The following is a 13,379-nucleotide window of genomic DNA, read 5'->3' on the forward strand; positions in this document are numbered from 1 at the left end:
TTTGTAGTAGGAAAGGAGATGTACCCTGGAATTTTAACAGATTTCCTACTAAATTTCTTTGTTTTGTCTAATTCTTATAATGGTACCTGGTGGTTTTTGCAGATATATATCCTCATAGTTTATAGTAAGACTAGTATAGAAATATAATGCTATTCCAATAATTATGTTTTGTGATTGCATATATTCAATTAGTTATCTACAGTTTTTTAAAGATATTTTTGAATTTGGAGACTCGGTTTTCATGTCAATGTTAATTAGAACAATGGTTTTAATGATACTTCATTATTTTCCCTCTTAATAGGATCAATTTTTGCAAAGGAAAAGGTTTTTACTCGACTTCATAAAAAGTTTTATGAAGTAAAATTTAGAAAAACCTTCTGTTATCTATGTATTATCATGTTGTTAGTCATCCATTCAATTTTTGAGTCAGCAAGCATTGCCCCTTTGACAGGTATTTCGTTTATTTGCTTTTTTGTGTTTATTGATAAAAGTAAATTTGTAAAAAGGATACTAAATATTTTTGCTGAACATTCCACGAACATATGGTTAACCCATATGTTTTTTTATATGACCGTTTTTCCAAGGATAACCTTTGCTCATAAATATCCAACGCTAATCTTTGTGTGGCTTTTTGTTTTATGTAATCGTAAAGTAGTAAAACAAAAGGTTTTATAATAAAGAAACAAGATTTTGGAGGGGAAATAAAGTGAAACATTTGAAACTTAAGCTCTTTATTCTATTAATATGCTTATTTATTTTTAGTGCATTTATTCAGGTATTCTCAAAAAATGACGTTGAAAGTATAGAGAATGCTATTTCCGAAAATCAAATGAATGAGACTAGCGGTACCTATAAAGTAGAGTTGGATCGTTGGAACATCTATAATAATGCTTCGCACCCGAAACAGACAACAAAAGGGTTCAATGATGCGCTTAAATGGGCGAGTGAAAATAAATTTACAACGTTTTATGTGCCAGCTGGAACGTATCTTATAGACAAAGGAAAGGTTCCATCTGACCCGAAAGCGCGCATTAATATGGTAAGTGATATGACGCTAGAACTTGATGAGGATGCGGTAATTAAAAAAGAGGCAAATGGTTTCGAAAGTTATGAGGTATTATATATTGGGCCGGATATCAAAAATGTAACTTTGAAGGGTGGCACCTACAAAGGTGAGCGTGAATTGCATGATTATACTGGGAAAGATAATGAATACAGCAGTGGGACTCATGAGTTCGGTATGGGAATATTAGCCATAGGGACAAATAACCTAGTAATAGATGGTGTTAAAACTATAAATTTTACAGGTGACGGTATAATGGTTGGGGGAACTGCAAAGCAAATAAATATATTAGATGAAGAAGATTTTGAAGTAGGTTCTATTGATGAAAAAGGAAAATTAATAAATGATCCTACTAAGATTCGAACAAGAAGTAAAACAAAAACAAATTTTGATCATTATATTTTTGAAACGAATAGAACGATTCAATTTTCTCGACCTAAAAATCTATCAAAAGATATACCTTTTGCTATCTACTTTTACAAATCAGACGGAACATTTTTATCAAGTGTGAAAAACCAAGAGATTGATTGGAGCATGGTTAAAGTTCCAGAAGGCGCAGGCTACTATCATGCGGTTTTTGATACTCCTCAATATAAAGAAATAAAGCTGGAGTATTGGAACAAAGATATAGCTAAGAATGTAACAATAAAGAATAGTGAATCATCCTTTAATCGAAGACAAGGGATAACTGTCGGCGGAGTAAACAACATGAAAATAATTGATAATGAGATACATGACATTAAAGGTACCGCACCCCAATCGGGAATCGACATAGAGGCAGGGTTTTATCCGAATAGTAATATAGTTATAAAAAACAACAAAATTTATGATAATGAAAGATATAATGTTATCTTGTATGATGGCCAGGACGTCACTGTGAAAGGAAATTATTTAGGTCCTAATGAGACAAAGTCATCTATTGGATTGGCTATTTCAGAGCCCTTTCGTACCGGTGCAATCATTAAAGATAATATTTTTGATGGTTCGAAAATAGTAGTAGCAGGTGAAGCTAGATTTGAAGGTAATAAAATGAATAACGCTCTTGCAACTTTTTATGGCCCAAATACTTCAATTAACGGTATGGAATTTACCGACTCACAATTAAGTATACGAAGTAAAGAACCGTTTGGTGTTAAGGTGTCTAATATCACTATGTATAACAATAAAGAGCGGCTCAATACCTTGAGTATATATGATCAACCTGTCCGTTTAACAGATGTAACTATCATTGGAGAAGCAGCGCAACGTAACTTGGTAGGTGAAGTTGCTGAAGGAAGTATTTTTGATAATTTAAGAATAATAGGATACAACTCGACTTACGGAATAGATCTTCCAAGAGGAACTTATAACAATTGTGTATTTGAATCTTCAGGAAATGGCAACGGGATAATTGACATTAATAGTTCAGGGGAATATTTCTTCAATGAATGTTATTTTAAAAACAAAGGAGGAGCAATTAATATAGATGGTGAGGATATAAATGTTACTATTCAAAATTCAACTTTTGAAGTGGAAGGTAATGGAGAACCGATTCACGTAAAAACAGCAAATAAGGTTTCTATACAGAATAACAAAATCAATGTTACCTCAAGCAATTTTACATTACCCAGCGAAATTATTGGTATAACTAATGACAATGATGTTCGTAAAGTAATAATTAAAGGTAATAGAGTTATATCTGAATAAAAAAAGAAGTAGTTGAACGGGCATAGGAAACCTTATTATAAATTTATAATTTTAATAATATCAATTGTTCAGGATATAAATGTGTGTTAATGTTCTTTATATAAAACAAAAGGAATAATTCACATATTAAATATTTTGTCTAACTACACATCCCATGGTTGAAATTATATAATTACGTTGTTCTTTATAAAGTGTTTCCGATATTTTTAATATGGGAGAGGAAATTATGAGCGCTATCGCTGGGATTTATAATTTAAATAAAGAGCCTATATCAAGGGAGCATAGTCAAGGGATGATGAAAGCATTACAGAAATATCCTGCTGAAGATGTTCAGAATTGGCATAAAGAAAATATATTTCTAGGCTGTCATGCACAATGGATCACACCTGAATCAATTGGAGAGCAACAACCTTATTATGACTATGATAGACAGTTAGTAATAACAGCAGATGCTATTATTGATAATCGTCAGGATTTATTTGATAGCTTGCAAGTAGACCAAGCACAAAGAAAGGCGATACCTGATAGCCAACTAATTTTACTGGCTTATTATAAGTGGGGGGAGGAATCACCGAAATATTTAGTAGGTGACTTCGCATTTATGATTTGGGATGAAAGAAACCATCGGATGTTTGGTGCAAGGGATTTTTCAGGATGCAGGACCCTTTATTACAGCATTAAACAACAACGGTTTGTTTTTTGTACAACAATAGAGCCGTTATTAACTTTACCTTATATACAAAAGCAATTGAATGAGCAATGGCTAGCTGAATTTTTAGCCATTTCTGGAATGTTTGATACGGTAGATGCTTCGATAACGCCATATCAGAGTATCGAGCAAATACCTCCAGCGCATAGTATTTCTGTAAGTGAAAGTAAAGTTAAGCTTACAAGGTATTGTTCATTAAAGTCTGATGAGCAAATAAAGTTTGGCTCAAATGAAGAATATGTAGAGGCTTTTCAAGAGGTATTTCAAGAAGCTGTCACGTCACGTTTACGTACATATAGAAAGGTTGGTTTTCAGCTAAGCGGAGGTTTGGATTCGGGTGCGGTAGCAAGTTTTGCTGCAAAACCCTTACGAGAACGAGGTAAAGGCCTGGATAGTTTTAGTTATATTCCTCCGAATGATTTTATCGACTTTACACCGAAACATTTAATGCCTGATGAGAGACCTTATATTCGTTCAACCGTAGATCATGTAGGAGGTATCAAGGACCATTACCTAGATTTTGAGGGGAGAAATTCCTATTCTGAGATTGATAGTTTTCTAGAAATGATGGAAATGCCCTACAAGTTCTTTGAGAATTCTTTTTGGTTAAATGGAGTGGTTGAAAAGGCACGTGAAGAAGGAATTGGTATATTACTTAATGGTGATAGGGGTAATTTTACCATTTCTTGGGGTTCAGCGTTAGATTATTACGCCACCCTTTTGAAAAAAGTAAAGTGGTTTCGTCTTTATCAAGAATTGGATCACTATAGTAAAAACGTGGGTGGATCTAGGTTGCGAAGACTGCCACTTATAGTAAGAGTGGGATTTCCAGGTATTAATCAATTCTTTTCAAAAAATACACCTTACAGTTTGCCTTCAATCATAAATCCTGTATTTGCAGAGAGTACCGGAGTCTTTAAAAAAATAGAAGATAAAGAAATTTATGGAGGTAAGCGGTTAAATACAGCAAATATTTATGAACAAAGGAAAAGACATTTTGAGGAAACATTTTATTGGAATGCAACCAATACATTAGCTACGAAGTTATCTTTACGTTACTCGTTATGGAAACGTGATCCAACAAATGATATACGTGTGATCAAATTTTGTCTATCTGTACCAGAAGATCAATATGTTCAAAAAGGGATAGATCGTGCACTAATACGTAATTCCACAAAAAGGTTTTTACCTGATGATGTTAGACTTAATCAGCGAATTAGGGGTGTACAAGGGATAGACTGGGTTCATCGAATGGTCCCACATTGGGAAACTTTTATTAATGAGCTAAAGGATATTAGTAGAGATAACAGAATTCTAAAATATATCGATGGTAGCGTGATGAATGATGCTATTTTAAAGGTTGAGGGGGGAGTGAAACCCGAATATGCCACTGACCCAAATTATAAGATTTTAATGCGTTGTTTAATTGTTTCACGATTTATAAAAAAATTTACCTGAAGGGAGGTGTTAATATGAAACAAGAATGGCAGAAACCTAAGTTGGAAGTATTGGATGTAAATAAAACAATGCTTGGGCAAGAAGGGGAGCACACCGATGCTGCCTTTGATGCAGGTACCTCTTTTGAAGATGTGACTTTAAGTTAAGACAGATTATCGACAATTACCGGAGGGAAATATTTTTTGTTTTTATACATCTGGAACTACGGGGAACGATAGTATGTTTAAAAGTTCCTATATTTAATAAGAGTATAGGGGCTTTTTACATCTATTTGAAAGTGCAGAAATTTATAGATCAAAAAATTTAGAAATCATTGACAACAAAATCAGAAGATGGTATAAGTTAATTAGTGTTCTTAATAAAGAATAAAAGAGTGTTTGAATAGTACAGTTACAGTGTTAACAAAAAGTTATATTTTTTTGGCTTCAATGTACTTTATATAGAACGAATTATAGTTCTTAAATGATTCACACAAGGGGAAGATCTAATGAGTGCAATAACAGGTATTTTCCATACAAATAAAGAGCCAATACCAATTGATCATAACGAGCTTATGATGAAAGCCCTACAAAAATATCCTGCAGATGACATTCAGAAATGGACCAACAAAAATATTTCCCTCGGATGCCACGCCCAGTGGATCACACCTGAATCATTAGGTGAGCAGATTCCGTATTATGATTACGAGAGACAGCTAGTGATTACAGCGGATGCCATTATTGATAATCGTGATGAATTGTTTGATAAGTTACAAGTGGATCGGGAACACAGAAAAGCAATTCCCGATAGCCAATTAATATTACTGGCATACTACAAATGGCGTGAAGAGGTTCCGAAGCATTTGAACGGTGATTTTGCCTTTATGATATGGGATGAGAAAGAACAAAAATTGTTTGGTGCTAGGGATTTCTCCGGAGCGAGGACACTTTATTTTTATCGGAATGAAAGCCGGTTTGCATTCTCTACAACAATAGAGCCGCTATTCACTCTACCTTATATTGAAAGAGAATTAAATGAGGAGTGTCTGGCTGAATTTCTTGCAATCCCAACTATGGTGGAAGCGGTTGATATGTTTTCAACAGTTTACAAGTCTATCCAACAAATACCACCTTCACATAGTATTACTGTCTTAGATGGTAAAGTTTCACTTTCAAGATATAACGCAATCGAGGTTACCGATAGGCTAAAACTTAAGTCGAATAAGGATTACGAAGAAGCATTTCGACATGTGTTTCAAAAAGCAGTAAAAGCTAAGCTTCGTACACACGGAGAAGTTGGTTCCCACCTAAGTGGTGGATTGGATTCTGGTTCAGTAGCTAGCTTTGCAGCAAAGGAGCTAAAAAAAGAAAGGAAACAATTACATACCTTTAGTTATGTTCCTGAAGAGAGTTTTACTGATTGGACCCCTAATTATTATGTAGCTGATGAGAGGCAATATATAAAAGAAACAGTTAATCATGTAGGCAATATATCAGATGACTATTTAAGTTTTGAAGGAAAAAGTCCTTTATCAGAAGTAGATGATTTCCTAAACATAATGGAGATGCCATATAAATTCTTTGAAAATTCATTTTGGTTAAAAGGAATAAATGAACAAGCACAGCAAAAAGGAATAAGGGTTATGTTAAACGGAGCTAGAGGGAATCATTCTATTTCTTGGGGATCCATGAAGTTAACGTACAATTATTATACAGATTTATTTAAAAGGTTTAAATGGAGCCGGCTTTTAAGCGAATTGGATTCTTACTGTAATAACTTTAATACGGGGAAGTCAGTTATGATTCCCTTTGTTGCCAAAAGGGCATTTCCTGCAGTGTTCCCAAGGAAGGAACAACATCATTATAATTTACCAACATTTATTAACCCGTCGTTTGCACAAAAGACGAATGTTTTTGAAAAGCTCGAAGGATATGGACTTGATAAAAACAGCGGTCCCATTGAAAATCTAACGGAATATAGAAAGAATTATTATAAGCAGCTATACGCTTGGAATAAAAGTGGGGTAGCTGGAACAAAATTATCTTTGCGTTATTCAATATGGGATCGCGATCCAACCAACGATTTAAATGTAATACGTTTTTGTTTAGCGCTACCGGAAGAGCAATATGCAATAGATGGAATGGAAAGATCACTAATAAGGAGGGCTATGAAAGGCCTCTTACCTGATAAAGTGAGACTAAATCAAAGCATCCGTGGAATACAAGGTGCTGATGCGGTTCATCGTATGGTATCAAGTTGGAGAAGTTTTATTACTGAATTACATGAACTTGTTAATGACCCTAAAATGAATGAATTCATTAATGTTGATGTAGTAAAGAACTCTTTATCAAAAATAGGAAATGAACCAAGAATGGAACTAATATTCGAAGGTGAATTTAAAATTTTAACACGTAGTTTAATTGTTTATCGCTTCATGAAACGTTTTAACTAAGGGGGGTGAAAAAATGAAAAAGGACTGGAAGAAGCCAGTGTTGGAAGTTCTTGATATTAGCATGACAATGAATGGACCGGGAAATGCAAATTCTGATTGTTTTGATGTAGGGGAAGCTCCTAGAGGTGAAACACATGAAGGGATGTCTAACGCATCCTGTTTGGGTAGCTAGATATGATTTGTAGTTTTAGTTTCCGAAATTCACTTGAGTTACTTCGCCCTTATATCCTCTAAAGGTATAAGGGTTAACATAAAAAAATGGAGGCAAATAAATGATGGATATTGTTAGAAAGGTCGCTTATAGAGCTTTTGGCTTAAATATTTTTAGTGATATTCCTCTGCCAGAATTGCCTCAAGTTAACTTGGCAGAAATACAGATGAATATTGAAATTCGGAAAACTGATTTAAAATCATTATGGTCTGAATTATCGATTCCAAACAGGCATTTTGTAGTTAAAGAAGATTTAATTATGTTTCAAGTGCCTGAAACTGCTATTTTTTTAATTCAAAATGGTAGAGAGATTTTTGTTTCGCCTTTCGAGGGTTCTAAGGATGATCAAATCCGACTATATATCCTTGGTACTTGTATGGGAGCACTCTTAATGCAAAGAAAATCCCTTCCACTACACGGAAGCGCCATAGTGATAGATGGAAAAGCTTATGCGATTGTAGGTGATTCGGGAGCTGGGAAATCAACGCTAGCATCCGCATTTTTAAAAAAAGGATACCAACTTCTTAGCGATGATGTAATTCCAGTTACGTTAAGTGAGAACAATATTCCAATTGTGACACCGGCATATCCGCAGCAGAAACTTTGGATAGAAAGCTTAGATCAATTTGGTATCGATTCAAATTCCCTAAGGCCAATTATCGACAGGGAAACAAAATTTGCTGTACCGGTTTCCACGCAATTTTCTGATGAACTGATGCCACTTGCAGGCGTATTTGAATTAGTCAAAACAGACAGAGATGAGATAGACATTTTGCCAATTCAGAAGCTACAACGATTACACACATTATTTAACCATACATATCGAAACTTTATCATTGCTCGTTCAGGATTAATGGAATGGCATTTTAACACTTCGACAAAAATTATCAGTAACATCGAACTTTACAAAGTACGCCGGCCAACATCGCGATTTACAGCACATGAGTTAGTAGACTTAATTTTAGCTAAGATACATAAGGGGGAGAAGATTACATGATAAAAAATCATACTATTTCTAAAAATCATTTGGTTAGTCAAGCAGAAGGCAACATCGTAAGTGATATGGATGGAGAGAAAGTAATGCTAAGCATTCACAACGGAAAGTACTACAACCTGGGAGAAATGGGTGGTGAAATATGGGAGCGAATGAAGGAACCCATTATCGTCCAAGAGCTAATCACTACATTAATATCGCAATATGATGTAGAGCAAAACGAATGCGAGGAACAAGTTACTACCTTTTTGGGGCTATTATTAGAAGAAGGTTTAATGAAGGCTAACTTATAATCTTTATCATTGAAGTTATTGGAAGGGACTAAGGAACCTTATGAAAAAGCTCCGGACTTTTTTATCATTAAATTGGAAAATAAAAAAGCTATTATTTGAATCTTATCTATACTTAGGATGGGCTCGTATTTTAAAGATTATCCCTTTTTCAAAAGTGGCTCCTTCATTGGGAATTCAAATGGAAGAGACAACCTTTGCATTGAATTCAACAAATAAAGAAGTGCTTTCCAATGTATCCCAAACTATTCATATCGTGAGTCGTTATACTTTTTGGGAAAGCCAATGTCTTGTTAAGGCAATTGCAGCAATGAAAATGCTGGAAAGACGACGAATTGAAAGCACGCTTTATTTGGGTACTGCCAAAGATGAAAAGGGGAAATTAGTAGCGCATGCATGGTTACGCAGTGGTTCTTTTTATTTAACGGGATTTGAAGGAATGGATAAGTTTACGGTAGTGAGCAAATTTGCTAAAACGTCTGAACTTAAAGGTGCAAATAATGAATAATAAATTATTTCTCGATTTAACTGAAGTACCTAAAGAATTGAGTTTAATACTTGAATTGCTGAAAGAGATTAATGATGATGGCTTTCCAGAAACTCGCCTTGAATTGTTTATTGATATCGATTGGGATCTTTTTATTGATTTGACGAAACATCACCGTCTCTTTCCCTTGTTATATCGTAAGTTAAAAGCAATTGATGGAGATGTGGTTCCTTCCTATGTAACCGATACTTTACACCAACAATACAAAAGAAATACGTTTCAAATGCTTCACCTAAGTGCGGAAATGGAACATGTAAGTAAATTATTTTCCAATGACCAAATACGGCCTCTCTTTCTAAAAGGTCCAGCACTTGGCCATCACCTATATGGTGATATTTCTCATCGAACCTCAAGTGATTTAGATATTCTTATTCCTATTGAGGAACTAGACAAAGCCGATAACGTCCTCACGAAACTGGGGTATGAAAAAGACGAATATATTGAAACTGTTTTGAACGACTGGAAATGGAGACATCATCATGTTACCTATTTTCATTCCCAAAAAAATATAAAATTGGAAATTCATTGGAGGCTAAATCCGGGACCAGCAAAGGAACCAAGTTTTAATGAGTTATGGGGGCGGAAAGAGAAAAGTTCACTCACTAATAATCCCGTCTATTTGCTTGGAAAGGAAGACCTGTTTTTATTTCTAGTATCTCACGGAGCTCGTCACGGTTGGTCACGTCTTCGTTGGTTGGTGGACATTCACCAACTTATTAACCAAGAGATGAACTGGGGTAAGATCCATAGTCTTTTAAAAGCAAACCATTACCTTCATGTGGGAGGTCAAGGTATTATTTTAGCATCCCAGCTTTTAAGTACGAATATTACAAATCAAATGAAACCACTTCTAGTAAGTAATAGATCTAAGAATCTTGCACAACAAGCAATTTTCTATCTCAAATCAATGGTAAATTTACATACGGATCCTGTTCCTGAAAAGGTTGCTAGCTATCATAAACGGCATTTATTTTCATTAATGTCAACTCAGCAGAAGCTTTTCTTTATTATTAGTTTTTTGTATCCATATCCCGCGGATGCTAAAACTTTTCCATTACCTAAACAGCTTCACTTCTTATATTTTCCTTTACGTCCGTTATTATGTGCCTGGAGGAAGACTAGGAGACATGCATTACCCTTGGGGGGAAAGTAATGAATCATATCGTATATTTTTTAAAACAAATTCATGCATATTCTGGAAAAATTCTTTATATAAACCTTATTGCAATGGCTTCTATTAGTTTACTTGAAGGTGTAGGGATTTTATTATTAATTCCTATGATTAGCATGAGTGGTATCGTGAACGTGAATTCAGAAGGAACCCCGTTTTCTAGCTTGTTTGGTTTTTTACAAAATGTTCCCACTGAAGTGGGTTTGCCAGTTATTCTTGGGATTTATGTCCTAATAGTAGTTGGACAGAACCTATTGCAACGCCACATAACAATTCGAAATGCAATTATTCAACATGGCTTTCTAAGGCATATGCGAGTTACAACGTATGGTGGTTTGCTTCATGCAAATTGGGAATTTTTTATTAAAAATAGGAAGTCTGATCTCATTAACTTAATGACAGCGGAAGTTGCCAGGTCTAGTGCAGGGACACATTCGTTTTTGCAATTTTGTTCTGCCCTTATCTTTACACTTATACAAATTGGTCTCGCTTTCTGGCTTTCACCTAATATTACAGTATTTGTATTACTGTGTGGGGTGGCATTAATCTTTTTTAATCGTAAATTCCTTAAAAGATCACTTGCACTTGGGAACAGAAATTATGAATTAGGTAGAAGCTATCTCGCAGGTATTACGGATCAGATAAATGGGATTAAAGATATAAAAAGTAATACGTTGGAAGCGTCTAGAATGGATTGGTATCAATCCGTAACAAAAGGGATGCAGGAAGAACAAGTGAATTACACGAAATTAAAAACAACATCACAATTCTACTATAAAGCTGCATCTGCATTATTAATTGCACTCTTCATTATTATTGCAGTTAATATGTTTAACGCTCAGGCGGGTCAATTAATGCTGATTATCATTATTTTTTCAAGATTATGGCCAAGAGTTGCTGGCATTCAGGCCTCAATGGAACAAATAGCTACAACCCTTCCATCCCTTAAAGCTGTAAAATCTCTTCAAAGTGAATGTAAGAAGGCAATAGAGTTTCAAATGCAAAGTAATCAAAATATAGATCAAGTGAATGTTGAGAAAGAAATAGAATGTCGTAATGTCTCCTTCCGATACAATCAAAATGGATCAACATATGCTTTGCAAGATATAAATGTTGTTATTCCTTCCAATCAGATGACTGCTTTTGTTGGTCGATCTGGTGCAGGTAAAAGCACGTTGATTGATTTATTAATGGGGCTTAATCAACCGGAAAAAGGGCAAGTATTGATTGATGGAGCCCCTCTAACAAGAGGCAATTTATTGTCATTAAGGCGTGCAATTAGTTATGTTCCACAAGATCCTTTTCTGTTTAATTCTAGTATAAGAGAAAATTTATTATTAGTTAACCCCGATGCGAACTTAGAGCAAATGTGGGAGGCATTGGAATTTTCATCAGCGGCTGAATTTGTGAATAAGCTTCCAGATGGTCTTGATTCTCTCATCGGGGACAGAGGTATAAAGCTTTCAGGTGGAGAACGACAACGCCTTGTATTGGCGCGTGCTATTTTAAGAAAACCATCCATTCTTGTATTAGATGAAGCAACAAGTGCACTTGATTCGGAAAATGAAGCAAAAATACAGGAAGCGTTAGATAGATTAAAAGGAAAGATGACCATCATTGTTATAGCACATCGATTATCGACAATCAGAGATGCGGATCAAGTTGTCGTTTTAGACGAAGGGAAAGTCATTCAAAGAGGCGGATTTACACAGCTTGCAGAGGAAAAGAAAAGCATGTTTAGTCATCTATTACGAAACCAATTGGAAGCTACTAGATAATGTCGTAAATATTATATTAATTGGAGTGCGATATTCATTGAAAAAAATAGGAGGTAAGATTTTGGCGGTTATTTTTTTATTATTAATTGTTCTCGTAGTTTATATTTTTTGGGACAATAACCGTATAACCGTTGCAGAACAAGAAATATTGATAGATGAATTGCCAGAACAATTGGAGGGCTTTACAATTCTCCAAATTAGCGATCTTCATGAAAAGGTATTTGGTGAAAATCAAGAGGAATTAATTGATGCGATTAATTCTGTTGATTATGATGCGATAGTTTTTACAGGGGATATGCTGGACGGAGTCGATAGTGAAAACTATATACCTTTTTACAAGATTTTAGAAGGCATTACCAACAAAGAAAATGCATGGTATGTGCCAGGTAATGCAGATCCCGCTAGTTATCAATTACATCCGATATTTGAGAAGAGTGAGTTTGTAAAAGGTATTGAAAAAAGAGGGGTCGAATTATTGGAATCAATGGATACTGTTACAATTGAAGGAGCAAATGTTCATTTTGTAGACTTCGAATTATCGATTATAAAAAATCCTAGAAACATTGGAGAAATTAATGGAGTTGTTATGCCAATCCACGGCGGAAATAATCATTATCTTGCTCACCAAAAACAATTATGGGAAGAATTAACAGTGTTGGATGAGTTGAAGGCGTCAGACGTTCTTATTGCTCTCAACCATTATCCTGTAGTAGATAAACGTGTTGATTATATTCAAAGTGATGCTGTGACTGAGTTGAGAGATTTTGACTTGCTAATAGCTGGACATTATCATGGTGGACAAATCCGTCTTCCATTTTTAGGTGCGCTTTTTGTTCCAGAAGCTTGGTATGAGAATGGAGGTTTTTTTCCACCGCAAGACCGAGTAAAAGGGTTATGGGAATATAAAAATATAAAACAGTATGTAAGTACTGGATTAGGTAGTAGTGACGCAATATCCTTTCTGAAATTCCGGTTATTTAATCCACCTCAAATTAACGTGTTGACTTTAAAAAAGGGAAATTAAGCAAAAAGAACATTTGT

General features: G+C 34.9%; 11 protein-coding genes. All 11 read left to right on the plus strand.

Features of this window, described 5'->3' with window-relative positions:
* Nucleotides 1-706 precede the first annotated feature (706 nt).
* The 11 genes from LG329_RS18595 (at nucleotide 707) to LG329_RS18645 (ending at nucleotide 13,362) form a co-directional block, all read left to right on the plus strand.
* Nucleotides 707-2,749 (plus strand): right-handed parallel beta-helix repeat-containing protein, encoded by a 2,043-nt coding sequence (locus tag LG329_RS18595; protein ID WP_404452356.1) that lies wholly within the window; start codon nucleotides 707-709, stop codon nucleotides 2,747-2,749.
* Between the two features lie 226 nt (nucleotides 2,750-2,975).
* Nucleotides 2,976-4,916 carry a lasso peptide isopeptide bond-forming cyclase gene (locus tag LG329_RS18600; RefSeq protein WP_404452358.1) on the plus strand — a complete coding sequence of 647 codons (1,941 nt, stop codon included), beginning with the start codon at nucleotides 2,976-2,978 and terminating at the stop codon, nucleotides 4,914-4,916.
* Nucleotides 4,917-4,930: 14 nt separating this feature from the next.
* Nucleotides 4,931-5,062, plus strand: coding sequence for a paeninodin family lasso peptide (locus LG329_RS18605; RefSeq protein ID WP_404452360.1), 132 nt, complete (start codon nucleotides 4,931-4,933; stop codon nucleotides 5,060-5,062).
* A 341-nt stretch (nucleotides 5,063-5,403) separates the two neighbouring features.
* On the plus strand, nucleotides 5,404-7,347 hold the full coding sequence (locus LG329_RS18610; RefSeq protein ID WP_404452362.1) for an asparagine synthase-related protein: 1,944 nt from the start codon (nucleotides 5,404-5,406) through the stop codon (nucleotides 7,345-7,347).
* A gap of 13 nt (nucleotides 7,348-7,360) precedes the next feature.
* Entirely contained in the window at nucleotides 7,361-7,519 is a 159-nt protein-coding gene (locus LG329_RS18615; RefSeq protein ID WP_404452363.1) for a paeninodin family lasso peptide, read from the plus strand.
* 100 nt (nucleotides 7,520-7,619) lie between these two features.
* Nucleotides 7,620-8,555 (plus strand): HPr kinase/phosphorylase, encoded by a 936-nt coding sequence (locus tag LG329_RS18620; protein ID WP_404452364.1) that lies wholly within the window; start codon nucleotides 7,620-7,622, stop codon nucleotides 8,553-8,555.
* On the plus strand, nucleotides 8,552-8,845 hold the full coding sequence (locus LG329_RS18625) for a lasso peptide biosynthesis PqqD family chaperone (RefSeq protein ID WP_404452365.1): 294 nt from the start codon (nucleotides 8,552-8,554) through the stop codon (nucleotides 8,843-8,845). Before LG329_RS18620 ends, LG329_RS18625 begins: the two co-directional genes overlap by 4 nt.
* Before the next feature lie 40 nt (nucleotides 8,846-8,885).
* On the plus strand, nucleotides 8,886-9,350 hold the full coding sequence (locus tag LG329_RS18630) for a lasso peptide biosynthesis B2 protein (protein WP_404452366.1): 465 nt from the start codon (nucleotides 8,886-8,888) through the stop codon (nucleotides 9,348-9,350).
* Nucleotides 9,343-10,542, plus strand: a complete 1,200-nt coding sequence (locus LG329_RS18635; RefSeq protein ID WP_404452367.1) for a nucleotidyltransferase family protein — start codon at nucleotides 9,343-9,345, stop codon at nucleotides 10,540-10,542. Before LG329_RS18630 ends, LG329_RS18635 begins: the two co-directional genes overlap by 8 nt.
* Nucleotides 10,542-12,338, plus strand: a complete 1,797-nt coding sequence (locus LG329_RS18640; protein ID WP_404452368.1) for an ABC transporter ATP-binding protein — start codon at nucleotides 10,542-10,544, stop codon at nucleotides 12,336-12,338. The genes LG329_RS18635 and LG329_RS18640 overlap by 1 nt, the downstream gene beginning before the upstream one ends.
* A gap of 61 nt (nucleotides 12,339-12,399) precedes the next feature.
* Nucleotides 12,400-13,362 (plus strand): metallophosphoesterase, encoded by a 963-nt coding sequence (locus LG329_RS18645; protein ID WP_404452369.1) that lies wholly within the window; start codon nucleotides 12,400-12,402, stop codon nucleotides 13,360-13,362.
* Nucleotides 13,363-13,379 lie beyond the last annotated feature (17 nt).

This window comes from Virgibacillus necropolis, from assembly GCF_044793635.1.
GTDB classification, from domain to species: domain Bacteria; phylum Bacillota; class Bacilli; order Bacillales; family Amphibacillaceae; genus Virgibacillus_F; species Virgibacillus_F necropolis_A.